Origin of the sequence: Halomonas alkalisoli (assembly GCF_021412585.1) — a bacterium.
GTDB classification, from domain to species: Bacteria; Pseudomonadota; Gammaproteobacteria; order Pseudomonadales; family Halomonadaceae; genus Halomonas; species Halomonas alkalisoli.
This window is the reverse complement of the sequence record NZ_JAKCMI010000043.1, coordinates 1-26112: the sequence shown is the minus strand read 5'-3', so window position 1 is coordinate 26112 and position 26112 is coordinate 1. Positions and strand designations below refer to the sequence as shown.

The 26112-nt window shown below is 67.8% G+C and carries 26 protein-coding genes and 1 pseudogene; 8 read left to right on the top strand and 19 right to left on the bottom strand.

All coding sequences use genetic code 11. From position 1 onward, the window contains the following. Window positions 1–59 precede the first annotated feature (59 nt). The 3 genes from dtd to thiD form a co-directional block, all read right to left on the bottom strand. A complete protein-coding gene (dtd, locus tag LY622_RS20020; protein WP_234280531.1) occupies window positions 60–497 on the bottom strand; it encodes a D-aminoacyl-tRNA deacylase in 438 nt (145 codons plus the stop codon). Between the two features lie 72 nt (window positions 498–569). Further along, window positions 570–1415: a universal stress protein gene (locus LY622_RS20015; protein ID WP_234292496.1), complete on the bottom strand. Its 846-nt coding sequence runs from the start codon at window positions 1413–1415 to the stop codon at window positions 570–572. Between the two features lie 82 nt (window positions 1416–1497). Continuing rightward, window positions 1498–2310: a bifunctional hydroxymethylpyrimidine kinase/phosphomethylpyrimidine kinase gene (thiD, locus tag LY622_RS20010; RefSeq protein ID WP_234292495.1), complete on the bottom strand. Its 813-nt coding sequence runs from the start codon at window positions 2308–2310 to the stop codon at window positions 1498–1500. Between the two features lie 45 nt (window positions 2311–2355). Between thiD and LY622_RS20005 the strand changes: the two genes are divergently transcribed. Then, window positions 2356–2787: a YqaA family protein gene (locus LY622_RS20005; protein WP_234292494.1), complete on the top strand. Its 432-nt coding sequence runs from the start codon at window positions 2356–2358 to the stop codon at window positions 2785–2787. A gap of 26 nt (window positions 2788–2813) precedes the next feature. Here the strand turns inward: LY622_RS20005 and LY622_RS20000 are convergent, their stop codons facing one another. The 5 genes from LY622_RS20000 to LY622_RS19980 form a co-directional block, all read right to left on the bottom strand. Next, a complete protein-coding gene (locus LY622_RS20000; RefSeq protein ID WP_234292508.1) occupies window positions 2814–4205 on the bottom strand; it encodes a TRAP transporter large permease in 1392 nt (463 codons plus the stop codon). Window positions 4206–4227: 22 nt separating this feature from the next. Further along, window positions 4228–4776 carry a TRAP transporter small permease subunit gene (locus LY622_RS19995; RefSeq protein ID WP_234292493.1) on the bottom strand — a complete coding sequence of 183 codons (549 nt, stop codon included), beginning with the start codon at window positions 4774–4776 and terminating at the stop codon, window positions 4228–4230. 92 nt (window positions 4777–4868) lie between these two features. Next, entirely contained in the window at window positions 4869–5705 is an 837-nt protein-coding gene (locus LY622_RS19990) for an endonuclease/exonuclease/phosphatase family protein (protein WP_234292507.1), read from the bottom strand. Window positions 5706–5720: 15 nt separating this feature from the next. Then, window positions 5721–6371 (bottom strand): thiol:disulfide interchange protein DsbA/DsbL, encoded by a 651-nt coding sequence (locus LY622_RS19985; RefSeq protein ID WP_234292492.1) that lies wholly within the window; start codon window positions 6369–6371, stop codon window positions 5721–5723. A gap of 179 nt (window positions 6372–6550) precedes the next feature. Continuing rightward, complete coding sequence (locus tag LY622_RS19980) at window positions 6551–7171, bottom strand: c-type cytochrome (protein ID WP_234292491.1); 621 nt, start codon at window positions 7169–7171, stop codon at window positions 6551–6553. A 264-nt stretch (window positions 7172–7435) separates the two neighbouring features. On the opposite strand from LY622_RS19980, the gene yihA reads away from it, so the two are divergent. Continuing rightward, a complete protein-coding gene (gene yihA, locus LY622_RS19975) occupies window positions 7436–8047 on the top strand; it encodes a ribosome biogenesis GTP-binding protein YihA/YsxC (RefSeq protein ID WP_234292490.1) in 612 nt (203 codons plus the stop codon). Between the two features lie 16 nt (window positions 8048–8063). On the opposite strand, the gene LY622_RS19970 is transcribed toward yihA, so the two are convergent. The 7 genes and pseudogenes from LY622_RS19970 to argH form a co-directional block, all read right to left on the bottom strand. Beyond that, window positions 8064–8819 (bottom strand): HAD family hydrolase, encoded by a 756-nt coding sequence (locus LY622_RS19970; protein WP_234292489.1) that lies wholly within the window; start codon window positions 8817–8819, stop codon window positions 8064–8066. Between the two features lie 5 nt (window positions 8820–8824). Continuing rightward, window positions 8825–9739 (bottom strand): tyrosine recombinase XerC, encoded by a 915-nt coding sequence (locus tag LY622_RS19965; protein ID WP_234292488.1) that lies wholly within the window; start codon window positions 9737–9739, stop codon window positions 8825–8827. Next, entirely contained in the window at window positions 9732–10451 is a 720-nt protein-coding gene (locus tag LY622_RS19960) for a DUF484 family protein (protein WP_234280541.1), read from the bottom strand. Before LY622_RS19960 ends, LY622_RS19965 begins: the two co-directional genes overlap by 8 nt. A gap of 36 nt (window positions 10452–10487) precedes the next feature. Then, window positions 10488–11321 (bottom strand): diaminopimelate epimerase, encoded by an 834-nt coding sequence (dapF, locus tag LY622_RS19955; RefSeq protein ID WP_234292487.1) that lies wholly within the window; start codon window positions 11319–11321, stop codon window positions 10488–10490. Continuing rightward, entirely contained in the window at window positions 11321–12604 is a 1284-nt protein-coding gene (gene lysA, locus LY622_RS19950) for a diaminopimelate decarboxylase (protein WP_234292486.1), read from the bottom strand. The genes dapF and lysA overlap by 1 nt, the downstream gene beginning before the upstream one ends. A 47-nt stretch (window positions 12605–12651) precedes the next feature. Then, window positions 12652–12768: pseudogene (gene lptM / locus LY622_RS19945) on the bottom strand (LPS translocon maturation chaperone LptM); the annotation flags it as partial. Continuing rightward, the gene (gene argH / locus LY622_RS19940; protein WP_234292484.1) at window positions 12765–14201 is read right to left on the bottom strand and encodes an argininosuccinate lyase; all 1437 of its coding nucleotides are present in this window, start codon (window positions 14199–14201) and stop codon (window positions 12765–12767) included. The pseudogene lptM and the gene argH, both read right to left, overlap by 4 nt. Before the next feature lie 263 nt (window positions 14202–14464). Here argH and hemC point away from each other — a divergent pair, with 263 nt between their 5' ends. Genes hemC through LY622_RS19920 form a run of 4 tightly spaced genes read left to right on the top strand, consistent with a single transcriptional unit; the run spans window position 14465 to window position 19004 of the window. Then, window positions 14465–15403 (top strand): hydroxymethylbilane synthase, encoded by a 939-nt coding sequence (gene hemC, locus LY622_RS19935; protein WP_234292506.1) that lies wholly within the window; start codon window positions 14465–14467, stop codon window positions 15401–15403. Further along, a complete protein-coding gene (locus LY622_RS19930) occupies window positions 15403–16200 on the top strand; it encodes a uroporphyrinogen-III synthase (RefSeq protein WP_234292483.1) in 798 nt (265 codons plus the stop codon). The genes hemC and LY622_RS19930 overlap by 1 nt, the downstream gene beginning before the upstream one ends. Window positions 16201–16206: 6 nt before the next feature. Continuing rightward, a complete protein-coding gene (locus LY622_RS19925; protein WP_234292482.1) occupies window positions 16207–17748 on the top strand; it encodes a uroporphyrinogen-III C-methyltransferase in 1542 nt (513 codons plus the stop codon). Next, window positions 17745–19004 (top strand): heme biosynthesis HemY N-terminal domain-containing protein, encoded by a 1260-nt coding sequence (locus tag LY622_RS19920; RefSeq protein ID WP_234292481.1) that lies wholly within the window; start codon window positions 17745–17747, stop codon window positions 19002–19004. The genes LY622_RS19925 and LY622_RS19920 overlap by 4 nt, the downstream gene beginning before the upstream one ends. 71 nt (window positions 19005–19075) lie before the next feature. Here the strand turns inward: LY622_RS19920 and ybiO are convergent, their stop codons facing one another. Further along, the gene (gene ybiO, locus LY622_RS19915) at window positions 19076–21406 is read right to left on the bottom strand and encodes a mechanosensitive channel protein (RefSeq protein ID WP_255762669.1); all 2331 of its coding nucleotides are present in this window, start codon (window positions 21404–21406) and stop codon (window positions 19076–19078) included. A gap of 295 nt (window positions 21407–21701) precedes the next feature. Between ybiO and LY622_RS19910 the strand changes: the two genes are divergently transcribed. Together LY622_RS19910 and LY622_RS19905 are read left to right on the top strand one after the other, a co-directional pair. Then, window positions 21702–22094 (top strand): fluoride efflux transporter FluC, encoded by a 393-nt coding sequence (locus LY622_RS19910; RefSeq protein ID WP_234292479.1) that lies wholly within the window; start codon window positions 21702–21704, stop codon window positions 22092–22094. Beyond that, window positions 22091–22498 carry a fluoride efflux transporter FluC gene (locus LY622_RS19905; protein ID WP_234292478.1) on the top strand — a complete coding sequence of 136 codons (408 nt, stop codon included), beginning with the start codon at window positions 22091–22093 and terminating at the stop codon, window positions 22496–22498. Before LY622_RS19910 ends, LY622_RS19905 begins: the two co-directional genes overlap by 4 nt. A 2-nt stretch (window positions 22499–22500) precedes the next feature. Here LY622_RS19905 and pgi read toward each other — a convergent pair whose 3' ends face one another. The 3 genes from pgi to pyk all read right to left on the bottom strand — a co-directional run. Beyond that, window positions 22501–24150, bottom strand: a complete 1650-nt coding sequence (gene pgi / locus LY622_RS19900) for a glucose-6-phosphate isomerase (RefSeq protein ID WP_234280553.1) — start codon at window positions 24148–24150, stop codon at window positions 22501–22503. 49 nt (window positions 24151–24199) lie between these two features. Then, a complete protein-coding gene (locus LY622_RS19895; RefSeq protein ID WP_234292477.1) occupies window positions 24200–24682 on the bottom strand; it encodes a methylglyoxal synthase in 483 nt (160 codons plus the stop codon). Beyond that, the coding region (gene pyk / locus LY622_RS19890) for a pyruvate kinase (RefSeq protein ID WP_234292476.1) at window positions 24679–26112 on the bottom strand (1434 nt) is incomplete at its 5' end. The genes pyk and LY622_RS19895, both read right to left, overlap by 4 nt.

Below are 26112 nucleotides of genomic sequence, written 5' to 3'. Positions count from 1 at the left end.
CGGGGCCTGTCGCCGGGCAAGCCGCGGTTATAGTCGCCAACCGTGGATGCCCGGTGCCATCAACTCTCCAGCAGAAACGTCACCGGCCCGTCATTGACCAGCTCCACCTGCATGTTGGCGGCGAACTCGCCGCAGGCGACCTTCGGCCAGGCCGACTGGGCCCGGTCGAGCAGGTAGTGGAACAGCCGCTCGCCCTCGGCCGGCGGCGCGGCGCTGGAGAAGCTCGGGCGCAGCCCCTTGCGGGTATCGGCGGCCAGGGTGAACTGGGAGACCAGCAGTAGCCCGCCGTCGACCTGCTGCAGGTCGAGGTTCATCTTGTCGGCCTCGTCGGCGAAGACCCGGTAATGCAGCAGCTTGTGCAACAGCTTGTCGGCGGCGGCCTCGTCGTCCCCCTTCTCCACGCCGACCAGGGCCAGCAGGCCTCGATCGATGGCCCCCACGGTCCGCTGGTCGACCACTACGCTGGCGCGCCGTACTCGCTGTATCAGGGCTTTCATCCGGCAGGCTTCCCTCTGGCTGTGGATCAGCCGGAAGGGTAGCACGCACCCGCAAAGAAGAACGAAGAGGCTTTACCAGGCGCGGCACAACATGATGTCGCAATGCGGCTCGGAGAGTAGCGCCTCGGTGATATGGCTATGGCGGCCGAGCTGGCCACGGCTGCCCAGCGCCAGCAGGTCCGGCGGCTGGCGGCGCAGCCGGGTCAGCAGCACCTCCAGGGGATCACCCTGCTCCAGCACCAGCTCCAGGTCCGGTACGCTGTCGAGTTCTCTCATCAACTCCTCGGTCTCTCGCTCCAGCTGGCAGCGCAGCCGCTCCACCTCCCGGTCGCGCCAGCGGGCATACTCCTTGTCGGAGCCCAGCTCTCGCTCGCCGGGGATGTCCCAGGCGTGCAGCAGCGTCAGCCGGGCCTCCGGAAAGCGCTTGAGCGTCTCGCGCAGGATATGACGGCTGCCCAGCGAAAAATCCACCGGGACGAGGATATCCTGCCAGTCGTGGTTGGCGGGCTGGCTGACCGAGAGCACCGGGCAGGGGGCGCTGCGCAGCACTCTTGCCAGGGTGGTGCCGGCGACCAGGTCGGGCTGGCCGCGCTTGCGGTGGGCGCCGAGTACGATCATGTCCACGTCACGGTCATGGGCTTCGCGGATGATCTCGGCATAGGTGGCCCCGGCCACCGTCTGCAGCAGGGTGCGCGGTTCGGGTAGGGCGTAGTCTTCGCGGATATCCGTCAGCATGGCCTGCATGTCGGCCACCACCGCTTCCTCCAGGTCGTGAAGAACCCGGCGTGGCAGGTAGGGGTCCAGCACATGAATCACATCGAGGCGTGCGCCACCTTCATGGGCCAGACGAATGGCTCGTGCGTAGGCGGCGCGGTTCTCTTCCGAGAGGTCGCAGGCAAACAGCAGCGTCTGGGTCATGATGTCTCTCTCCGTGACGGTGGGCCTGACGGGGACAGATTTCAGCATGGGTGGGAGCCGGCAAGCGCGCAAGGCGTGTTTGCTACCACCAGCGGTGAAAATGGTGCACCGGGCCGTGGCCATGACCCACATCAAGCCGCGAGCTCTCGGTCAGCGCCGTTTCCAACCACTGCTTGGCGCTGGCCACGGCCTCGGGCAGCGAGTCGCCCAGGGCCAGGCGGGCGGCGATGGCCGACGAGAGCGAACAGCCGGTGCCGTGCAGGTTCGAGGTCGCGATGCGGGTGCCCTCCAGCCACCGGCGCTCGCCAGCGGTTATCAGCAGGTCGGGGCAGCTCTCGCCCTGCAGGTGCCCACCCTTGAGCAGCACGGCGCCGGCGCCGAGTGCGGCCAGCCGCGGGGCCATGGCTTCCATGTCGGCACGTGTCATGGGCGCATCGCAGCCCAGCAGCACCGCGGCTTCCGGCAGGTTGGGGGTGATCAGGTCGGCCAGCGGTACCAGCACCTCGCGTACGGCGGCGATGCCCACATCGTCGACCAGGACATCGCCGCTCTTGGCGACCATCACCGGATCGAGCACGATCCAGCGGGGCCGCCTGGCCTCAAGAGCATGGCGGATGGTCTCGGCCACCTCGCGGGAGGCGACCATGCCGATCTTGACCGCATCGAGGGTCACGTCGTCGAGCAGGGTATCGAGCTGCAGGCGGATGAAGTCCTCCGGCACCGGGTGCACGCCGCGCACGCCGCGGGTGTTCTGGGCGGTCAGGGCGGTGACGACGCTGGTACCATAGGCGCCCAGCGCGGAGAAGGTCTTGAGGTCGGCCTGGATTCCGGCACCGCCGCTGGGATCGGAGCCGGCAATGGTCAACACATTGGGAATGGAGCGGTTCGAGGTCATGAGGTCATCGTCTCGCAAGCGGGTCAGGGGTAGTCTGGGGGCGCCATGTTGAGTCTGTTCGTGGTGGCGCTGGTCAGTGCCACCCTGCTGCCGGGTGGCTCCGAGGTGTGGCTGGCCCGGCTCTGGTGCCTGGGCGAGCCAGTAATGATGCTTTGGCTGGTGGCCACCTCCGGCAATACCCTGGGCAGCCTGATCAACGTCTGGATGGGGCGCTATGCGCGTCGCTTCCAGGACCGACGCTGGTTTCCCGCCTCACCCCAGGGGCTGGCCCGGGCCGAGCGCTGGTATCACCGCTTCGGTGAATGGAGCCTGCTGATCTCCTGGGCACCGGTGGTCGGCGACCCGCTCACCGTACTGGCCGGCGTCTTCCGGCTGCCCTGGTGGCGGGCCATCCTGCTGATCACCCTGGCCAAGGGGACCCGCTATGCCGTGGTGCTCTACCTGGCGCAGGCCTGGTTGGCGCCTCTTTGTCAGTAAACCCTTTGCCAGTAAGCCCCTGCGGATTACAGCAACGAAGGTAGCCAGGTGGCCAGGCCCGGGAACAGGGCCAGTGCCACCAGCATGCCCAGCTGGATCAGGATGAAGGGGATCACGCCCCGGTAGATCGCCGAGGTCGGCACCGACTGGGGCGTGACCCCGCGCAGGTAGAACAGGGCGAAGCCGAACGGCGGCGTCAGGAACGAGGTCTGCAGGTTCACCGCGATCATGATGCCGAGCCAGATCGGGTCGAGGCCCATCATCAGCAGTACCGGCCCGACGATCGGCACCACCACGAAGGTGATCTCGATGAAGTCGAGAATGAAGCCCAGCAGGAAGATCACCAGCATCACGATCAGGGTCGCCCCCACCACGCCGCCGGGCATCGCCTCGAACAGCCCGGTGACCAACTCCTCGCCGCCATAGGCACGGAATACCAGCGAGAACAGCGCCGCCCCGATCAGGATCAGGAAGACCATGCTGGTCACCTGGGCGGTGGTACGCACCACCTCGCGCAGCATCGCCAGGTTCAGGCGGCGGTTGGCCAGGGCCAGCAGGAAGGCGCCCATGGCACCCACCGCCGAGGCTTCGGTTGGCGTGGCGAAGCCGCCGAGTATCGACCCCAGTACCGCGACGATCAGCAGCACCGGGGGGATCAGCCCCTTGATCAGCAGCGGCCAGACGCTGCCGCGGTGGCCCAGTTCATCCATCAGTGACTGACGGTCGGCGGCGGGGGCGGCCTCGGGTTTCAGCCAGGCCGTCGCCGTCAGGTAGACGATATAGGCCACCACCAGCAGCAGGCCGGGGATCAGCGCGCCGACGAACAGGTCGCCCACCGACACCGTCTTGGGGCTCCACACGCCCATGGCCAGCTGGGCCCGCTGATAGGCGTTGGAGAGGACGTCACCCAGCAGCACCAGGGCGATGGACGGGGGGATGATCTGACCCAGGGTGCCGGTGGCGCAGATGGTGCCGGTGGCAAGCGAGGGCGAATAGCCGCGCTTGAGCATGGTGGGCAGCGACAGCAGGCCCATGGTGACCACGGTGGCACCGACGATGCCGGTGGACGCGGCCATCAGCATGCCGACCAGGATCACCGAGATTCCCAGCCCCCCCCGCAGCGTGCCGAACAGCAGCGCCATGGCGTCGAGCAGGGTTTCGGCGATCTTCGACTTCTCCAGCAGCACGCCCATCAGCACGAACAGCGGTACGGCCAGCAGGGTGGAGTTGGTCATGATCCCGTAGAGCCGGTTGGGCATGGCGCCCAGCATGCGCGATTCGAAGTGAACCGGCACCCCCATGTTCTGCAGCAGTATGCCGAGGCCGGCAAACATCAGGGCGGTGCCGGCCAGGGCCAGCGCCACGGGATAGCCCAGCATCAGCACCAGGCAGACGGTGAAAAAGAGAATCAGCGGCATGAAATCGAGGAGGAATTCCACGTCAGAGCACCTCCCCGTGATCGGGGGTATTGCCCGGCGCCTTGCCGCGCAGGATCAGCACCTGACGGATCACCTGGGCAATGCCCTGGATCAGCAGCAGGCCCATCATCACCAGGATCAGCGACTTGAGCAGATAGACGCCGGGGATGCCGGCATCCGGCGAGCGCTCGAGAATGGCCCAGCTGCTCCGGACGTAGCCGTAGCTGCCGATGCCGATGAAGAGCACCACCGGGAACAGCAGGAAAAGTGTTCCCAGCAGGTCGATCCAGGCGCGGCCACGGTCTGACAGCTTGCGATAGAAGATGTCGACGCGCACATGGCCATCGTGGCGCAGGGTCCAGGCGGCGCCCAGCATGAAGACCATGGCATGCATGTACATGACCGATTCCTGCATCACGACGCTGTGGATGCCCAGGGCATAGCGCATCACCACGATGGCAAACTGCACCAGCATCATGATGATCACCAGCCAGGCGATAAAGCGGCCCACGACCTCGGTAAAGCCGTCGAGCCATGCGAGCAGGACCGGATCACGGTTCGCGGTTGGCATGGGGGTCTCTCGTTGTCGAAACGGATAGGGGACGCATCATCGCCGATTCGGCGTGGTGCGTCATCCCCGTGTCTCAACGACAGGGGATGAGGTCAGGCCGAGTGCCAGCGGGACTGGTGCTTGAGCAGGTTGCCGAGGATCTTCCGGCAGGCCTCGGGGAGTGCCAGGTCGACGGCGATCGGCAGGTGGTCGGAGAAGAGATGGTCGAGCACGCGCACGTCGCGAGCCTCCAGCGAATTGGAGATCAGGATATGGTCCAGGGCGCGACGGGGTTGCCAGGACGGGTAGCTGAGCAGCGGGCGCACCGGATGCAGCGGTAGTGAGGCGCAGAAGCGGGAGTGGCTGTGCAACTGGTCCGGGGTGCAATTGAGATCGCCCATCACCACCACATGGCGCAGCGGCTGGATGATCTCGCTGAGATAGTCGAGCTGGCGAACCCGGCCGCGATGGCTCAGGGCCAGGTGGGCGACGAACAGGTGAAGCGCATCCGGCCCATCCCCGTAGCGGGCATGGATGGCGCCCCGGCCGGGCAGCGTGCCGGGCAGGCGATGCTCTTCGATCTGCGTAGGAGCGAGGCGTGACAGCAGCCCGTTGCTATGCTGGGCGAAGCGCCCCAGGTTGCGGTTCAGCTGTTGGTAGTGATGGGGAAAGCCGCCATGGGTGGCCAGGTACTCGACCTGGTTGACATGGCTGGAGCGAAAGCTGCCCCCGTCGACTTCCTGCAGCCCGACGATGTCGAAGCGTCCCAGCACCTCGCTGACCATGCTGAGACGGTTCATGCGCTTGGGGTGCGGCAGCAGATGCTGCCAGCTGCGTGTCAGGTAGTGATGATAGGCCGACGTCTGAATCCCCACCTGCATGTTGAAGGTGAGGAGTTTCAGGTGACCGCCATCGAGCGGCGGTGTCTTCGCGTCGGCCAGCCGGGACATCTCTTGCGACACGGCCTATTCTTCTCGTTCCTGGCGAACCTTCTCGACCAGGGCATCGGCAATCTGGGGCATGTTGTCCAGGCTACCGGCGCTGCTGGGGGTCACCACGTAGCGGCCGTCCACCACCAGTGCCGGGACGCCCATCAGGCGCATGGCACGCATGCGGGCATGGGCCTGGTTGACCTGGGACTTGACGGCGAAGGCGTCCAGCGCCTTGCGAGCCTCGTCTTCGCTGACCCCGTAGTCGCTGAAGAAGGCCGCAATGCTGTCGGGGTCGGTCATCTGTTGGCCATTCTGGTGGATGGCGTCGAAGATGTCGGCATGCGCCTCCTCGCGAATACCCAGCTCCTCGGCGGCATAGAAGACCGCTGCATGGGTGTTCCAGTCGCCGCCCATGGTGGCCGGCAGATGAACGATGCTGACGTCGTCGCCGAGGGTCTCGTACCAGGCTTCGACGGAGCTCTGCAGGTTGTAGCAGTGCGGGCAGCCGTACCAGAACGCCTCGGTGACCTCGATCTGGTCATCGGCGACACGGGTCTCGACGCGCTCGGGCAGCACCTCGTAGTGCTGGCCTTCCACCAGGGTGGCGGCCGAGGCCAGCGTCGACAGGCCGAGGCCGGCCAGGGCCATCACTGCGGTCTGGATGAAGCGGGAAGACTGGGACATTGCGTTGTCACTCCTTGGAGATACCGTGTTCGCCTGGCGAATGGCGGGGGCAGCGCCGTATACGTTCGTGACTTGGAGCCCCGCAAGCGGCCAGGGTTCCGAGCCGGCCCGAAACAGCGAAGGCGGCCATGGCCGCCTTCCTGAATCGGCCGATGAGCCGGGCCGCGCCGATGCCGGAATCAGTGCAGGCCGAGGATGTAGTTGGCCACGGCGGCCATGTCGTCATCACTCATCTTGGCGGCGATATCGCCCATCATGTTGCCGGGGTCATTGGCGCGCTCGCCCGAGGCGAAGTCCTGCAGGGTGGCGATGGTGTATTCCGCGTGCTGGCCGGAAAGCCCCGGGTAGATGGCAGTAAGAATGCCTTCGCCCGTGGGGCCGTGGCAGGCTGCGCATGCCGGGATGCCCTTGGACATGTCGCCGGCGCGGTAGAGCTCCTGGCCGCGGGCGATCAGCGCTTCGTCGGGGTCGGCCTGGCCGATGTTGGCATCCTGTTCGGCATAGAAGGCGGCCACGTCCCAGGCATCCTGGTCGGAGAAGTCGTCCACCTGGCCGACCATCTCGGGAACCAGCCGCTCGCCGTCACGGATATCCATGATCTGCTTGGCCGTGTAGCTCATCTGCTGGCCGGCCAGGTGCGGGAAGGCGCCGGAGGGGCTGATGCCGCTTTCTCCATGACAGGCGGCGCAGGGCTGCGCCAGCTCGCGTCCGGCTGCCGCATCGGCATCCGCTTCCAGGTCCGCGTGGGCGGCGCCAACGGCGCCCATGGTCAGTGCCAGGCTTGCCAGTAACTTTCTCATCGCAGTTTCACTATGCCGTTGTGTTGTTTACCGGTACGCACCCTGAGCGCCATCCGGGGCCTGCAGGTTCCAGGCCGGATTCGTCCTGCTGTCCGAAGCGCCGGTTGCGCCGGTCGCTGACGGCAAGAGCGCGGTGGTACACTAGCGCGCCCAGGTCGCAGAGAAAAAGACGCTGCATTATAACGAATCAAGCCCGTCTCGGGAATGCAGGTCAAGTCCCCGGCGACGGGATACATCTACTCCTTTCGGCAGGACCTCGACGCCATGGCCCAATTCAACTACCAGACCGCGCGCTTCATGACCAGTGCGCCGACCCTCGCCCATTGCCCGCCCGACGAAGGGGCCGAGGTCGCCTTTGCCGGCCGCTCCAATGCGGGAAAGTCAAGCGCCATCAATACGTTGACGCGGCAGAAGGCCCTGGCGAGAACCTCGCGCACCCCGGGGCGCACGCAGCTGATCAACCTCTTCTCGCTGGGCGACGACACCACGCGACGGCTGGTCGACCTGCCCGGCTATGGCTATGCCAAGGTGCCCGAGGAGGTCAAGCGCGAGTGGCAGCGCCACCTGGCGGAGTACCTGCGCGCGCGCCAGTCGCTGAAGGGCGTGGTGCTGGTCATGGACGTTCGCCATCCGCTCACCGAGTTCGACCAGACCCTGCTGGGCTGGGCCGATGAACAGGAGATGCCGGTTCATATCCTGCTGACCAAGGCGGACAAGCTGAAGTCCGGCGCCGCCAAGAGCGCGCTTCAGCAGGTGCGAACCCGCCTTCGCGAGTGGGAGGACCTGGTCAGCATCCAGCTCTTCTCTTCGCTCAAGCGCGAAGGCGTCGACGAGGCCAGCCGGCGACTCGACGGCTGGTTGGCCGGTCCCGAGTAGCCGTTCCGGTACGTTATCAGCCTTGCTCCCCCCCGACCAGCCGCAGTAGCTCGGGCAGTTCCCGCACGTGATTCAGCCGGTGGATGCCGGCGGGCAGGGGCATGTCATCGATATGCGGTGAAATCCAGGCGACCTGCATGCCCAGGCGACGAGCCGGTTCGACGTCCTCGCGCCAGGAGTCGCCCACGTGGAGGGTCTGGGCGGGCGATGTGCCGAGCCGAGCCAGGGCGGCCAGGAAGGGGCGAGCATCGGGCTTGGGAGCGAAAAGCTCGCCCGCGGCGATGGCCACCGGGAAGTGGCGGCCCAGCGGCAGTCGATGTATGTCCACGTTGCCGTTGGTGATGCTGGCGAGCCGGTAATGCTGGCCGAGCGTCGTCAGCAGCGACTCCACCTCCGGGTGCGGCGTGACCCGATGGCGCAGCAGCATGAAGCGATCCATGGCCGCACCGGCCCAGGACCGGGCGGCGTCGCTGTCCAGCCCATACGCTTCCAGCAGCCACCGCAGCGCCTGCTCACGCAGCCAGGTGAAGTCCCCGCGGCGCAGCGGATAGGCGGCGGCCAGCTCTCGGCGTCGGTCCAGGAAGGCTTCCAGCGGGAAGCGCTCGGCGAAGCGTCGTGCCGGGGCCTGGCCGCGGTTGCGCTGCCAGTCCTCCAGCGCCTCGTCGAGCCAGGCGTAGTGCCCGGTCTCGGTCTCGACCATCACCTGATGGTTGTCCCACAGGGTGTCGTCGAGGTCGAAGGTCAGGGCCTGGAGTCGGATCGTTGCGCACATGTCGGTCACTCCCCAGACGGGTCGGCAGGGCGTCGGCGGGCGCGGGGATGCGCCGCGTCGTAGGTGGCGGCCAGATGCTGCCAGTCGAGCTTGGTGTAGACCTGGGTCGTGGAGAGGTTGGCATGCCCCAGCAGCTCCTGAACGGCACGCAGGTCCTGGCTCGACTCCAGCAGGTGGCTGGCGAAGGAGTGGCGCAGCCGGTGCGGGTGAAGATGCTCCGGCAAGCCCCGGCGCCGGGCCAGTTCGGCCAGGCGCTTCTGGATGGCGCGATGCCCCAGCCGTGCCCCCCGCGAGCCGACGAAGAGCGCCGCTTCCCCCGGGGCCGCCAGGGCGGGGCGCAGGCTCAGCCATTGCTCCAGTGCCCGCCGTGCGCTGCCGCCTACCGGTACCTGGCGCGGCTTGCTGCCCTTGCCCATCACCCGCACCCGGCGCGGCTCCAGGTCGCCCAGATCGAGACCGGCCAGCTCGGCCAGGCGCAGCCCGCTGGAGTAGAACAGCTCCAGCATCGCCTGGTCGCGGGTCGCCAGCGGCGAGCCGTCATGGGGGGTGTCGAGCAGGTGGGCCAGCTGGTCCACGTCCAGCGGCTTGGGCAGGTGGCCGGGCTGGCGCGGTGTCGGCACCAGCTCGACAGGGTTGTGGCCCAGCAGGCCGGCGTGGCGCAGGAAGTTGGCGAAGTGCGAGGCGGCCGCCCGCCGCCGGGCCAGGCTGCGTGGCGCCAGCCCGCGGCTGCGTTCGGCCCCGAGGAAGCGACGGATCGTGCCGACCTTCAGCTCGGCCCCGTCCTCGATGCCCTGTGCCTCCAGGAACTCGGTCAGGGCGGCCAGGTCCTGGCGATACGCCGTCACGGTGGCGGGGCTCGCGGTGCGCGCCAGCGCGCTCAGGCACTCGTCGAGCTGGCGGCGCAGGGCGTTCTCAGCCATGGGGCGAAGGGCTCAGGCGCATCAGTAGCCGAGCCAGCACGTCGCCGAGGTACTCGGTGAACAGGGTATCCATGCTGGCGCGGAAGTGATCCGGATCGGGGCTGGCCAGGACCAGGTAGCCCATCGGCTCCCCCAGGGTCAGGCGTGCCAGGGCGCAGGACCCGGCCTGGCGGGGCGCCTGGACGTGGGGCAGCAGCCGACTCCAGTCGGTCTGCGTCAACCGCGTGCAGCGGCTGGCACGGCCGTCGAGCAGGGCGGCCAGGCGAACGCCGGCATGATCGTCGAGTACCTGGCGCGGGGCCTGGGGAGGCATCGGCTCATGGTCGGTGAGCTCCGCCGGGCACCACAGCGCCACCGCCGGTATCTGGAAGCGTTCGGCCATCTGGGTGGACAGGGCCTGGCCCAGGGCGTCGGCATCCTCGGCTTCCAGCAGCGCCAGCACCAGTTCGCGGGTGCGGCGGAACTGGGCCTCGTTGTGTCGCGCCGATTCCAGCAGCTGCTCCAGGCGCCATTCGGCCTGCTCGGCACGCCGCCGCAGGTCGTAGACCAGGCGTTCCAGCAGCGAGGTGGTGCCCTGGGCCTCGGGATGCGGCACCTTGAGCTGCTGCAGCAGCCCTTCGCGGCCGACGAAGAAGTCCGGATGGCGTGCCAGCCATTCTGCTACCCGATCGGGATCCAGGGTCTTGCGCGGTTCGGGGGCGGCTCGGGTCATGCAGGTGCTCCTTCGGGGTGATGGGCTTCAGGCCGGTCAAGCCAGGGCGACGCGCCCGTCGAAGACGCGCTCGGCGGGGCCGGTCATGCGCAGCGGGGCCTCTTCGGCCGGCCACTCGATGCGCAGGTCGCCGCCACGCAGGTGCACGGTGACCGGACTCTCCAGCAGCCCCTGGCGAATGCCGCAGGCCACCGCGGCGCAGGCGCCGGTGCCACAGGCCAGCGTCTCCCCGCTGCCGCGCTCATGAACCCTGAGGCGGATCTCGTGGGGCGACACGACCTCCATGAAGCCTACATTGACCCGGCGTGGAAAGCGCGGGTGATGTTCGATGGCGGGCCCGAGGCGCTCGACGGGCGCCCGCTCGACGTCGTCGACCCGCAGTACCGCATGGGGGTTGCCCATGGAGACCGCGCCCACCTCGACGCGTTCACCGTCCACCTCCAGCTCATGGCGCAGCAGGTCCTCGTCGGCCTCGAAGGGCAGCGCCTGGGGGGCGAAGCGCGGGACGCCCATGTCCACCGTCACCTGGCCGTCGTCCTCGACCAGCAGGGTCAGGGGGCCGCCGGCGGTCTCCACATGGATCTCGTGCTTGTGGGTCAGGCGCTGGTCACGCACGAAGCGGGCGAAGCAGCGCGCCCCGTTGCCGCAGTTTTCCACTTCACTGCCGTCGGCATTGAAGATGCGGTAGCGGAAATCCATGTCCGGGTCCCGCGGCGGCTCGACCACCAGCAGCTGGTCGAAGCCGATGCCGAAACGGCGATCGGCCAACTGTCGAACCTGTTCGTCCCGCAGCCGGGCGCGCTGGGTGACCAGGTCGATGACCATGAAGTCGTTGCCGAGGCCATGCATCTTGGTGAAGTGGAGCAGCATCAGCGTGTCTCCCCGGGCGCGGCGTCGGGCAGCAGCGACTCGCCGGCCCACAGGTCCTCGATCGACTCGCGTCGGCGTACGATATGGTAGCTGTCGCCATCCACCATGACCTCGGCGGGGCGCGGGCGGCTGTTGTAGTTCGACGCCATGGTGAAGCCGTAGGCGCCGGCCGAGCGTACCGCCAGCAGGTCGCCCGGGGCGATGGCGAGTTCGCGATCCTTGCCCAGGAAGTCGCTGGTCTCGCAGACCGGGCCCACCACGTCGTAGAGCGCGCTGTCCCGGGGGTGACGCGCATCCACCGGAATGATCGCCTGCCACGCCTGGTAGAGGGACGGGCGAATCAGGTCGTTCATGCCGGCATCGATGATGGCGAAGTTCTTGGTCTCGCCGTGCTTGAGGTACTCCACCTGGGTCAGCAGTACGCCGGCGTTGGCGGCGATGGAGCGGCCCGGCTCGAACAGCAGGGTCAGGTTCGCGCCATGGGGCCACTGCGCCAGGCGTTCCAGCAGCGAGGCCGCATAGTCGAAGGGCTGGGGTGGGCGCTCGTCACGGTAGGGCACGCCCAGGCCGCCGCCCAGGTCCAGGTGATCCACCGTGATGCCGCGCTCGCGCAGGCGCTCCAGCAGCAGCAGCAGGCGGTCCAGGGCATCGAGGAAGGGAGCGAGCTCGGTGAGCTGCGAACCGATATGGCAGTCCAGGCCGACGATCTCGATGCCGGGCAGGGTGCTGGCCAGTTCGTAGACCGCGAGCGCCTCTTCCACCGGAATGCCGAACTTGTTGCCCTTCAGGCCGGTGGAGATATAGGGGTGGGTGCCGGCGTCGACGTCCGGGTTGACCCGCAGCGACACCGGGGCCACCTTGCCCAGCCGTTCGGCCACGGCGCTGAGGCGCTCGAGTTCCGGCCGCGACTCCACGTTGAAGCACTTGATGCCCACCTCCAGCGCCCGAGCCATCTCGGCCGCCTGCTTGGCCACGCCGGAGAAGACCACCTTCCCCGGGTCGCCGCCGGCCGCCAGCACACGCTCCAGTTCGCCCACGGAGACGATGTCGAAGCCGGCGCCGAGGCGGGCCAGCAGGCCCAGCACCGCCAGGTTGGAGTTGGCCTTCACCGCATAGCAGATCAGGTGGGGGTGGCTGCCCAGCGCTTCGGTATAGGCGCGGAAGTGTCGCGCCAGGGTCGCCTTGGAGTAGACGTAGCAGGGTGTGCCGACCTCGTCGGCCACCCGCGACAGCGGGACTTCCTCACCGTAGAGCACGCCGTCGCGGTATTCGAAGTGGTCCATGTTCAGCTCTCGTCTTCGGAGTTGGCCGCATCGGAAGCGGCCGGGTTGCCGTAGCGCTCGGCGGCCTGCTCGTCGTCCGGCAGGTAGAGCGGCCCTTTCTGGCCGCAGCCGGCCAGCATCAGCGCGGCCAGGGTCAGCGCGGCCAGGGTCAGTCGGCGCCTCATGCCCGGCCGTCCTGGCGACCGTGGGAGGCGAGTGCCGCCAGGGCGTCGCGTGCCCGCTGGGCGGCGGCCCGCACCTGGTCCGGGGCGGTGCCGCCGATATGGTTGCGCGCCGCCACCGAGCCCTCCAGGGTCAGCACCTCGAAGACATCCTCGTCGATGGTGTCGGAGAACTGGCGCAGCTCCTCGAGGGTCATCTCGGACAGGTCCCGCCCTTCACGCAGGCCGAAGGCCACCGATTGGCCGACGATCTCGTGGGCGTCACGGAAGGCCACGCCGCGGCGTACCAGGTAGTCGGCCAGGTCCGTGGCGGTGGAGAAGCCGCGGCGGGCGGCCTCATACATGCTCGCCTTGCGCGGCGTGATGGCCGGCGCCATGTCGGCGAAGGCCTTGAGGCAGTCGCGCACCGTATCGAGGGTATCGAACAGCGGCTCCTTGTCCTCCTGGTTGTCCTTGTTGTAGGCCAGGGGCTGCGACTTCATCAGCGTCAGCAGGCCGATCAGGTGACCATAGACGCGACCGGTCTTGCCGCGCACCAGCTCGGGCACGTCGGGGTTCTTCTTCTGCGGCATGATCGAGCTGCCGGTGCAGAAGCGATCGGGCAGGTCGATGAAGTCGAACTGGGCGCTGGTCCACAGCACCAGCTCCTCGCTCATGCGCGACAGGTGCATCAGCAGGATGCTGGCGAAGGCGGTGAATTCGATGGCGAAGTCGCGGTCGCTCACGGCGTCCAGCGAGTTCTCGGCGGGGCGCTCGAAGCCCAGCAGCTCGGCGGTGACATGGCGGTCGATGGGATAGGTGGTGCCGGCCAGCGCCGCGGCGCCCAGCGGCAGCACGTTGACACGCTTGCGGCAGTCCAGCAGCCGCTCGTGATCCCGGGCCAGCATCTCCTGCCAGGCCAGCAGGTGATGCCCGAAGGTCACCGGCTGGGCGGTCTGCAGGTGGGTGAAGCCGGGCATGATGGTGTCGGCCTCGCGGTCGGCCAGCGCGATCAGGCCCTCGCGCAGCCGGATCAGCTCGGCCTCCACCACGTCGATCTCGTCGCGCAGGAACAGGCGGATGTCGGTGGCCACCTGGTCGTTGCGCGAGCGGCCGGTATGAAGCTTCTTGCCGGTGATGCCGATCTTGTCGGTGAGCCGTGCCTCGATGTTCATGTGCACGTCTTCGAGCTTCACCGACCACTGGAACTCGCCGCGCTCGATCTCGGCGCGGATTTCACCCAGGCCGGTGACGATGGCGTCGCGCTCTTCATCGGTCAAGACGCCGACCCGGGCCAGCATGGTGGCATGGGCGACGGAGCCCTGGATGTCCTGCAGGGCGAGGCGCTGGTCGAACGTGACCGAGGCGGTGAAGCGCTCGACGAAGGCGTCGGTGGGTTCGCTGAAACGACCGCCCCAGGACTGGTTGGTGCCGGGGGTTGTGGAACGAGGGCTCATCGGCGTGGGCATCCTGCTTGGTGCGTGCTATGTATTCACGGAGGGGGCTGCGCGCGGCGGCCCCGGATCATGGTTTTGCAGTGTACCAGAGTGGGCGAAAGTGGCGAGGGGCGCCATTGGCGCAGCCGTGCGACATGACGGCAGTTTTTCCTGTCCCGCCAGGTGCTTTATGATGAGGGGCAGTGACTATCATTGGCCGCGACTGTCTGCGGCGCCAACAGCAGAGCAAGGCCCGCCAGGGCCCGCTGCATGGGGAGAACCACGTGCGATCCATCAATACGCTGCGCATTGCGACCCGCAAGAGCCAACTGGCCATGTGGCAGGCCGAACACATTCGCGACCTGCTCATGGCCCAGCATCCCGGGTTGGAGGTGGAGCTGGTGGCGATGTCGACCCGCGGCGACAAGATCCTCGACACGCCGCTGGCCAAGATCGGGGGCAAGGGGCTGTTCGTGAAGGAGCTGGAGGAGGCGCTGCTCGACGGTCGGGCCGATATCGCCGTGCATTCGATGAAGGACGTGCCCATGCACTTCCCGGAGGGGCTCGGGCTGTCGGTGATCCTGGCCGGCGCCGAGCCCACCGACGCCTTCGTCTCCAACCACTACGCCTCGCTGGACGAACTGCCCCAGGGCGCGCGTATCGGCACGGCCAGCCTGCGCCGCGGTCTGCAGATGCGCGAGGCGCGCCCCGACCTGGAGATTCTCAACCTGCGCGGCAACGTCCAGACCCGCCTGGGCAAGCTCGATGCCGGCGAATTCGATGCCATCCTTCTGGCGACCTCGGGGCTCAAGCGCCTGGGCCTCGGGGCGCGCATCGCCCAGGAGCTGCCGCCGGAGGTGTGCCTGCCCGCCTGCGGCCAGGGCGCGCTGGGTATCGAGTGCCGCATCCACGACCCCGAACTGGTCAGCCTGCTGGCGCCGCTGGACGATCCCATCACCGCCACCCGGGTGCGCGCCGAGCGCGCCATGAACACGCGCCTGGAAGGGGGCTGCCAGGTGCCGATCGGCGGCTACGCCGCCTTCGAGAACGACGGTGAGACCCTGTGGCTGCGTGCGCTGGTGGGCAACCCCGAGGGCACCGAGGTGCTGCGTGCCGAAGGGCGCGGCTCCATCCACGAGCCCGAGGCGCTGGGTATCCGGGTGGCCGAGGAGCTGCTCGAGCGGGGCGCCGGCGAGATCCTGGCGCAGGTGTACGGCGGCTGATGCCCGCCACTCGGCCGGTATTGATCTGCCGCCCGGGGGAGCGCTCCCGGGCCCTGGCCGGGGCCATCGAGGCCCTCGGCCTGCCGGTGGCCAATCTCGATGTCATGACGCTGGAGCCGGTGCCTGAAACCCCGGCGCTGCGCAGCGCCTGGCTCGATTTCGACCATTTCCACAAGGTGGTGGTGGTGAGCCCCTTTGCCGCCGACTGCCTCTACGAGGCGCTCGATCGCTACTGGCCCGCGCTCCCGCAGGGAACGGCCTGGTATGCGGTGGGCGCGGCCACGGCAGCAACACTACACGACCGGCTTGGCGTGCGGGTGCACGTGCCGCCGGCGCGGGCCGGCGAGGACACCAGCGAAGCGCTGCTGCAGCTGGCATCGCTGCGCGACCTCGATGGGCAGCGAATCCTGCTGGTGGCCGGCGAGGGCGGGCGTACGCTGCTGGCCGATACCCTGGCCGCCCGTGGCGGCCGGGTGACCCGGCTCTCCCTCTATCGGCGCCGTCTCCACCCCCCCGCGCCAGCCATGCAGGCCAGGCTCGCCAAGGGCGATTACCGCGCCCTGGTGATCAGCAGCGGAGAATTGCTGGAACATCTGGCAAGATGGTGTAACGAGACCACCTTGAACCAACCGCTAATCGTGTCCAGTCGCCGTTTAGCTACACTGGCCAACGACTTGGGGTTTTGCACTCCTGTGGTGGCATCAGGTGCCACACCGGCTGCCTTGGCCGCTGCCGTGGCTGAGGCCTGTGACCGGGAGGATGCCGATGTCGATCACGACGATCTCGAAAAGGGCTAGCGACAGATGAGCAAGCAGACTAACGAGCAGGACGAACAGAAGTCGCCTTCCGGTGAGGCCCAGGACGGCAGTCGCCGTGAGGCCGACTCCACCGGCAATGCCGGCGGCTCCGCGGAAAAACAGCGCTCGAAGAAACGCGGCAAATCGTCGCAGCCTGGGGGTGGCGGCGACAAGCCGGCCACCGCGCCACCGGATCGTTCGGCATCGGCAGGCGCCTCGGCGTCGCCCGAGCAACCGACAGCCAAGCCGGCGGATAGCGGTGACGCCAAGGTTGCCGGTGCCAGCGACAAGCCGGCCGTACCGCCTGCCGGGAGCGCCACGAGCACCGGCAAGGCCAAGCCCGACGCCAAGCCGACCCTCGGCAAGCCAGATGACAAGCCGGATGACAGGCCTGCCGGTGGCAAGGCCTCGGCCGGCAAGTCGGGCGACACGAGGCCGGGGGCGGCCGCTTACGGAGCGGGGCCGGGTACGCCACCGCCGGCCACTGGCGCCACCACGGGCGGCCGCAACGGTGGGGGCAAGGGCACCCTGGCCCTGGTGCTGGTGCTGTTCCTCGGTATCGGCGCTGGGCTGTTCGCCTGGAAGGCCTGGGAGCGCATGGACAGCCAGCAGGAGCGCCTGGCAGAGCTCGAGGAGCGGGCCGGCACCGCGGCCTCGGCCGACCAGTTCGCCGAGCTGGAAAGCCGTGTGGAGAGCCGCCTGGAGACAGCCGAGGGCGAGAGCGCCGACGCCGTCGAGGGGGTGCGCAGCGAGTTCGCCGCCTATCGCAGTGAGGTCGATTCGGCATTGGATCGGGTCCTCGACGAGCTCTCCCGCGAGCAGGAGACCGACGAGCGCGAGTGGCTGCATGCCGAAGCCGCCTACCTGCTGCGCCTGGCCAATCAGCGTCTCCAGCTGGAGCGCGACGTGGAAGGCGCATCGGCCCTGCTGCGCACCGCCGACGACCGCCTGAACGAAGCCGACAACCCGGCGCTGCTCTCCGTTCGCCGGGCCATCGCCTCGGAGCTGTCGGTGCTGGAGAGCGTGCCCCATGTCGACCGCACCGGGCTCTACATGGCGCTGAACGCCCAGCAGGAGCGCCTGGCGCAGCTGCCTCTCTCCCGCGAGCTGGAGGAGATCCCGGCCCGTTCCGGCATGCAGGAGGCCCCCGCCGGCGGCTGGCAGAATCAGCTCTCGCGCTTCGGCCAGGAGCTCAAGGACCTGGTGGTGATTCGTCATCATGACGAGGCGCTGGAGGCCCTGGTCACCCCCGAACAGGAGTCCTACCTGCGCCAGAGCGCCCGCCTGATACTGGAGCAGGCCCAACTGGCCCTGCTGCAGGAGGAACAGGAACTCTACGAGGCCAGCCTCGACAAGGCGCTGACCCTGATCCGTGCCTATTACGACACCGAGCGCGGCGAAGTCCAGGCCGTCCTCGATCGTCTGGAGGCGCTCAAGGGGGAGACCATTCGCCCCGAGCTGCCCGATATCAGCGGCTCCCAGCAGGCGCTGGCCCAGTTCATCGAGCGTCGATTCGGTTCGCGTGGCGAGCGGGGAGATGACGCATGAGAAAACTGCTCCTGATCGTACTCCTGGGGCTGGCGCTGGGGGCACTGTTCGGCCAGCTGATGGTCTCGGTGCCCGGCTACTGGCTGGTGCGGGTCGGCGACACCTCCTACCAGACCTCCTTCTGGTTCGGCCTGATACTGCTGCTGGCGCTCTTCCTGGTGCTGCACTTCGTGCTGCGGCTGCTGATGCGCATGAGCCATCCGGTCAGCCGGCTGAAGGTGTGGAACAGCCGGACCCGCCATCGCAACGCCATGAAGCGGACCGTGCAAGGGCTGGTGGCCCTGGCCGAAGGGCGCTGGAAGCGGGCCGAGAAGTCGCTGGTGAAGGCCGCCGACGACTCCGGCACGCCGCTGGTCAACTACCTGTCGGCCGCGCTGGCGGCCCACTACCAGGGCCGTTATGAGCAGGCGGATACGCTGCTGAAGCGGGCCCATCTCAGCACCGACGGGGCCGACACCGCGGTCGGCCTGATGCAGGTGCAGCTGATGCTGGACCGCCAGCAGTACGAAGAAGCGCTGGCGATCCTGACCCGGCTGGATCGACAGCTGCCCAACCATCCGCAGGTGCTCAAGCAGCTCAAGCAGGCCTACCTGAGCGTCAGCGACTGGGAGGGGCTGCGTCGCCTGATGCCCCGGCTCGCTTCGCGGCAGCTGATCTCCCCCCAGGAGCGTCAGCAGCTGGAGCTGCGTGCCTACAAGGAGTTGCTGATTCACGAGGCCCGCGATCCGGGCAACGTGGAGCGGGTGCGCAGCCTGTGGGCCGACATGCCGGACCCGCTGCGCAACAACGTCGAGCTGGTGGTGCTCTACACCGAGGCGCTGGTGCGCGGCAACGAGGAAGGCATCGCCGAGCGCCTGCTGCGCCACTCGCTCAAGGAGCACTGGGACAGCCGGTTGGTGCTGCGCTACGGCCTGCTCAACGTGGACCCGGCGCGTCAGCTGGTACACGCCGAGAAGTGGCTGCAGGAGCGCCCCAACGACCCGGACCTGCTCCTCACCCTGGGCCGTCTTGCGCTCCGCAATGCCTACTGGGGCAAGGCGCAGGAGTATTTCGAGACGAGCCAGCGGCAGCGTCCCAGTGGCGTGGTCTGTGCGGAGCTGGCGCGGCTTTTCGCCAACCTGGGCGAGCACAACAAGAGTCAGCTCTACTATCGCCAGAGCGTCGAGCTGCTCGACAAGTCCCTGCCTTCGCTGCCCCAGCCCGCCGAGCCGCCGCCTCAGGACGACGCCGGCAAGGGAGGCAAGAAGAAAGCGTAGCGTTGTAATACGTGCCCGTAACGCCGCGGGGGCTGCCACTGGCAGCCCCCGCGTTGCGTTGGCGGACGCTATCAGTCCTTGTCGTCGTCGTAGTCGCCCTTGAATGTCGGGTTGGGCTTCGAGCGGGGGTCGTCCTCGCCGGAACGACTGCTCTCGCCGGAGCTCGGCTGGCCGCCCGGGCGTCCGTTGATGTCGAAGGGCTGTTGCATGACGCGCAGGTTGGCCGGCGGCGCCTCGCCCTCCTTGCCCACGCCGAAGTAGAGCGTGGTGTGGGGGAAGGGGATCTCGATGCCCTTGCCGTCGAAGTGCAGCTTGACCAGCCGGTTGAAGGCCCGGCCGGTGCTCCACTGGGTGCCCGGTGTGGTCTTGATCCGCACGCGGATGTTCACCGAGCTGTCGCCGAGGCCGGTGACCCCGGCCACTTCCAGCGGCGCCAGGATGTTCATCTTGTGCGCCTCGTCGGCCGCCAGTTCATCGAAGGCCTCGCGCAGGGCGACGATGGCGTCGTCGATGCTCTCGCGATAGGCGATGCCGTACTCGCCCACGTGGTAGCCGAACTCGCGCATGTAGTTGGAGACGGTGTCGACGCTGGAGAAGGGCACGATATGGTAGGTGCCCGAGATATCGCGGATACCCACCGAGCGGATGCTGAGCCGTTCGGCGGTGCCGGTGATGCCGCCGACCGTGACCACGTCGCCGGTGTTCATGGCGTTCTCCACCTGAATGAAGACCCCGGTGATGATGTCCTGTACCAGCTTCTGGGCGCCGAAACCGATGGCCAGGCCCAGCACGCCGGCACCGGCGATCAGCGGGCCGATGTTGATACCGATCTCGGCTAGCACGATCATCATCGTCATGGTGATCAGGGCGATGGCCAGGGCGTTGCGGAACAGCGAGAGCAGGGTCTTGGCGCGAGCGGTGGGTTCGCCGGTGCCGGTTTCGGGGTTCAGCTTGTGCTCGATCAGGCTGGCCAGGCCCAGCCAGACGCCGATGGCGACGACCAGGATCGTCGCGACGCTCGCCAGTTTACCCACCAGGCCGCGGCCCGCCTCCGAGGCGTACCAGGCCATCAGGTCGAAGGCTCCCCAGGCGCTGAGCACGAGCAGGACCACCACGATCAGGATGATGGTACGGATGACGCGCAGTGCGTTGGGCACATAGCTGTTGAGGCGAGGCTCCAGCAGCGGCAGCTTGCGGCGCAGGTCGTCGGAAAGGCGAATGCGTCGACCGATGGTCTGGGTCAGCAGGCTCGACAGGAGCATGCCGACCACCACGATGGCCAATGTCTTGAGCGTTGCAAGGAGCACGAAGGGCAGGGCATCTGCCGGCCGGGTCAGGGTCAGCACCAGTACCATCAGGAAGTAAGCCAGGGCGAACAGGTGCCAGGTGCGCGCGAACAGCTGCAGGGAGACCCGGGTTGCCGTCAGGTCGCTGCGGGCCGCCAGCTGGTCGAGGTTGTCGCGGATGCGCACCCGATTCTTGAGCACCACCGCCACGGCATAGAAGAAGGCGCCGAAGATGATCAGGGCGCCGATGCCCCGCCCCAGGGTCGGGGTCAGATAGACGTTGGCCAGCGGCACCACCACCATCAGGCCATAGCCCACCAGCCCGATGAGACGAGCGATCCAGCGGTTCCAGTAGGAGGCTTCGCCCGCCGAGATGGGCAGCAGGCGTAGCCCCTCGTAGCGTGACGAGAACAGCATCCGCACGGCGGCCTTCAGCAGCTCGATGATCAGAAAGGCGTTGAGGAACAGCGAGGCACGGGTGGAGAGCTCGCCGGTCTCGCCGATGGCGAAGGTGGCGATGAGGTTACCGGCCATGTAGGCCAGCACCACGACGAGCACGTCCACCAGGGCGGCCAGGGCCACGCAGAGCACCAGGCGTACCACCGGGGTAAGGGTGCTGGCCTGCAGTGACCAGCCGCTGATGCGGGTGAACAGCGGCCTGGCGAAGTGGCGGAAGGCGACGAAGAACAGGAAGGTGGCCAGTATCACCAGGCCCAGGTTGATCGCCGCCGAGGTGAAGGCCGCCGTATCGAAGTCGGTGGCGGTGGTCTCGCCGGTGAACAGGCCGGTCACGATGCTCACCAGATTGCGGAATTCTCCACCGATATCGCTGACAACGCGGCTGGTCAACTCCGCCAGCTGCCTTGGCAGCGATACCTGTTCCGGCGGCTGCTCCCGGTGTACGGCCTCGGCTCCTGCCAGGGCGCCCTCATCGATCGCCTGGCGGCGCAGGTGGTCGATCAACTGCTGGCGAGATGACTCGTCCTCGAGGAGGTCGGCCAGCGTCGAGTAGGCGGGGCCATTGGCGGCCTCGATCGGCTGGGCCAGGGCGGGCGTCGCAGCGAGGCAGGCCAGCAGCAGCCAGCCAAGCAGCCAGGGGATGAAACGTGTGGGCATCACGCAGTGACCTCCATCTCGGGCGTGTAGTCAGGGATCCGTCATGTTCCCGTGCGGCATATGATACGGACTTTGTCGCCATTGGACGAACGGGGTGGGTGAGTCGAATTTTCGATGCAGTAATTGTACATGCAACTCGGCATGTGTCATATTCTTGGCATGCCTATCCCTTGGCATGAATCCCTGCATTAAGCTCGATCCTCTTGCCACCCGTCCTGCGGGTGGCTTTTCTTTGTGTGCTCGCAACGACTTCGTTAGCATCGGTTGTTATAACACTTGCCGCTGGGGAAACAGCATGAGCGTCGGATGGGTCGCGGTATTGCTGGTGGCGGTGGGAGGGGCCGCGGGGGGCATGGCCCGGCTGGCGGCGTCCCGGCTCCTGGCCCGTTGGCTGGGCACACGCTTTCCCTGGGGCACGCTGGTGGTCAATCTCAGCGGGGCGCTGCTGGCCGGCTGGGTCGCCGGCCGCCTGGGCGTACCGCAGGGTCTCGATCTCTCTTCGGCCTGGCTGGGCCTGATGATCGGCGTGCTGGGTGGCTATACCACGGTTTCCTCTCTCAGCCTGCAGACGCTTGCGTTGTGGCAGAGCGGTAGGACACCGGCGGCGCTGGTCAATGTCGGAGCCACCTGCCTGGCGGGGCTGGCGCTGGCCTGGTTGGGCTGGTGGCTGGCAGGAGGGGCGCCATGAGCGGCTGGCGCGACTATGCGGCGGTGGGGTTGGGCAGCGCCCTGGGCAGTGTGCTGCGCTACCTGGTGTCGGTTTCCTCGCTGGCGGCGCTGGGCCCGGCCTTTCCCTGGGGCACGCTGGTGGTGAACCTGCTGGGCTCCTGGCTGATTGCCGCCTTCGCCGCCTATGCGGCCTGCCGCCAGGGAGGGCGGGTGGCGCGCTGGCAGCCCTTCCTGGTGGCCGGCTTCTGTGGCGGCTTCACGACCTTTTCGCTGTTCAGCCTCGAGACCCTCTACCTGATGGCAATCGGCCTGCCCTGGCTGGCGCTGCTCTATGGGCTGGCCAGCGTGCCGCTGTGGCTCGCCGCCGCCTGGCTGGGCGACCGCATGGTCCGGGCGCGGCTGGCGCCCGGTCGTCCCAGGTAGATTCAGCTCTCCTTCTTGCGTGCCTTTTTCTCACTCCTTGCCGGCGCCGGGGCGGCCGGGGGCGTGGCATGGAAATGCTCGCGCACCAGGGCCAGCAGCCCCTGGGTGGAAGCATCGAAGTCCTGGGTCTGGGTGTCCAGGCGCTCACTGATCTCGCCGGCGATACGCTTGCCCAGCTCCACCCCCCACTGGTCGAAGGAGTTGATGTTCCAGATCACCCCCTGGACGAAGACCTTGTGCTCGTAGAGCGCGATCAGCGCGCCGAGGTTCTTGGGGGTCAGCTCGTCGAGCAGCAGCACGCTGGAGGGGCGGTTGCCGGGGCAGCTGTAGGGGTCGAGCCGACCGCCGGTCTGGCTGCCCTCCATGAAGGCGTTGGCCTGGGCCAGCATGTTGGTGAGCAGCGCGAAGTGGTGCTCCTCGACGCCGGGCTCCGGCTTGAGTGAGGCGATAAAGTCGATGGGCACGTAGCGGGTGCCTTGGTGCAGCAGCTGGAAGAAGGCGTGCTGGCCGTTGGAGCCGGTCTGCCCCCAGACGATGGGGCCGGTCTTGTAGTCCACCGGGTGGCCGAAGATATCCACCGACTTGCCGTTGGACTCCATGTCCAGCTGCTGCAGGAAGGCGGGCAGCTGATGCAGCGCCTGGTCGTAGGGCACGATGGCCTGGGTCTCGGCGCCGTGGAAGTTGAGGTTCCAGATGCCGACCAGCGCCATCAGCACCGGCATGTTCCGGTCGAAGGGAGCGGAGAGGAAGTGCTGGTCCATCTCGTAGGCGCCTTCGAGCATCTCCATGAAGCCGTCGAAGCCCACGGAAAGGGCGATCGGCAGGCCGATGGAGGACCACATGGAGTAGCGCCCGCCGACCCAGGCCCAGAACTCGAAGACGTTCTCCTCGCGTACGCCGAACTCCATGGCGGCGCGGCGGTTGGTCGAGGCGGCGACGAAGTGGGCGCCCACGTCGGCGTCTTCGCCGGCCTGTTCCACGAACCAGCGGCGTGCCGTCTTGGCGTTGAGCAGCGTCTCCTGGGTGGAGAAGGTCTTGGTCGAGACGATGAACAGCGTGGTGGCCGGGTCGAGACGGGAGAGCACCTTCTGGATATGGGCGCCGTCGACGTTGGAAACGAAGTGGAAGCCGAGTTCCGGGTGGCGGTGCTTGAGCAGTGCCCGGCTGGCCATGTTGGGCCCCAGGTCCGACCCGCCGATACCGATGTTGACCACGTCCTTGATGCGCTTGCCGCTGTAGCCCTTCCACTCGCCGTTGCGTACGGCGTCGGCGAACTGGCGCAGCTGCTCCCAGGAGCGGCGGATCTCCGGCATCACGTCCTTGCCGTCGACCATCACCGGGCTATCGCCCAGGTTGCGCAGGGCGGCGTGAAGTACCGGGCGATCTTCGGTGACATTGATGATGTCGCCGGAAAACATCTGGGCGCGCCGCTGGACCAGCGCCGAGTGGTCGGCGAGCTCGAGCAGCTTGGCCAGCACCGCATCGGAGATCTGGTGCTTGGAATAGTCGAGAAACAGGCCGCCGACACGCAGGCTCATCTTCTCGAAGCGCTGGGGGTCGGCGGTGAAGTAATCCTTGATGCGGTCGTTGGCGGTTTCCTGCTGCAATCGCTTCAGGGCTTGCCAGGTGACGCTGCGGGTAAGTTGGAACATGCGGTTTCCTCAGGCGCGATAGTCGGGCGAGGCTGGCGCGGGCCGCCTGTCAGCCCTGTGAATTGCGTGATGCCACCCATGCCTGGGCATCGGGAATGGTCATCTCGTAGGGTTCTGACAACCAGGGAGAGCTGATCAGGAAGTCGGCACTGGCGGCGTTGCAGGCCACGGGAATGTTCCACAGGGCAGCGAGCCGAAGCAGCGCCTTGACGTCGGGGTCATGGGGCTGGGGTGCGAAGGGGTCCCAGAAGAAGACCAGCAGGTCCAGCCGCTGTTCGGTGATGCGAGCGCCGATCTGCTGGTCGCCTCCCAGCGGGCCGCTCATCAGGCCTTCCACCTTCAGGCCCAGCTGCGCCGAGATGCGTCCGGCAGTGGTGCCGGTGCCGACCAGTTCGTGGTCGGCCAGGGTCTGCTGCCAGCGTGTGGCCCATGCCAGCAGCTCTTCCTTCTTGCCGTCATGGGCGATCAGCGCGATGCGCTTGCGGGCCGGGAGGGTGCGCTGCACGGTGCGCCGCGGACGCGGGTCGGTCATGGTGATTCCACCTCGAGTATCTTCAGGGTGTTGGTGCCGCCGTGGGCATTCATGTGATCGCCCCGGGTCAGAATGACATGTTCCCTCGGTTTGGCAATTCCCTGCTCGACCAGCAGTGCCAGCGCTGCGCCGTTGACACCGGTAGCCGCCATCTCGCTGGTGTCGAAGGGCAGCGAGACCACGCCGCGATAGAGCGCCATGCGCCGCTGGGCGATGGGGCTGTGGGCCAGGCCGACGATGGGCAGGCCCGAGCGGATGCGCGAGGCGATCAGCGGCGTGTAGCCGGTGGAGGTCATGCAGGCGATGGCCGCCACGCCCTGCAGGTGGTTGGCGGCGTACATCGCCGACAGGGCGATGGTCTCGTCGATCCGCGAGAAGCCCTCGTGGATACGATGCCCCGACTCCTGGGCGATCCTCTCGCGCTCGGCGCCGAGGCAGACGCGGTTGATCGCCGCGATGGTCTCCACCGGGAAGTCCCCGGCGGCGGTCTCGGCGGAGAGCATCACCGCGTCGGTGCCGTCGAGCACCGCGTTGGCCACGTCGAACACCTCGGCCCGGGTGGGCAGCGGCGAGGTGATCATCGACTCCATCATCTGGGTTGCCGTGATCACCGCCCGGTTCAGGGTGCGGGCGCGCTTGATGATGCGCTTCTGCATGCCGATCAGCTCGGCGTCGCCGATCTCCACCCCCAGGTCGCCGCGGGCCACCATCACCGCCTCGGAGGCCTCGATGATCCCGTCGAGCGTCGCCGCGTCGGCCACCGCCTCGGCGCGCTCGAGCTTGGCCACCAGGCCGATCTCCTTGCCCGCCTCGCCCAACAGCTCCCGCGCTTCCTGCATGTCGGCGGCGCTGCGCGGGAACGAGACCGCCAGGTAGTCGACGCCGATGTCGATGGCGGTCTTGAGGTCGGCGCGGTCCTTGTCGGTGAGCGCCGGGGCCGAGAGGCCACCGCCCTCCTTGTTGATGCCCTTGTTGTTGGAGAGCTTGCCGCCCACCACCACGCTGGTGTGGATCAGGTGGTCGGCCACCCGGTTCACATGCAGCACCAGTCGACCGTCGTCGAGCAGCAGCCGATCGCCGGGGGCGACGTCGTCGGCCAGGGTCTTGTAGTCGCAGCCAACCCGGGTCACGTCACCGGCATCGGAGTCCAGCGCCATGTCGAGCAGGAAGGACTGCCCCTCCTCCAGCGTCACCGGCCCATCCTTGAAGCGGGCGATGCGGATCTTGGGGCCCTGCAGGTCGCCCAGGGCGGCCACCGCCCTACCCAGGCGGGCGGCGATCTCGCGCACCCGCTCGAGGCGGCGGCGGTGGTCGTCCGGCGAACCGTGGGAGAAGTTGAGGCGCACCACGTCGACGCCGGCCTCGATCATCGCTTCCAGCACGCCGTCGCGGTCGCTGGCCGGCCCCAGGGTGGCGACGATCTTGGTGCG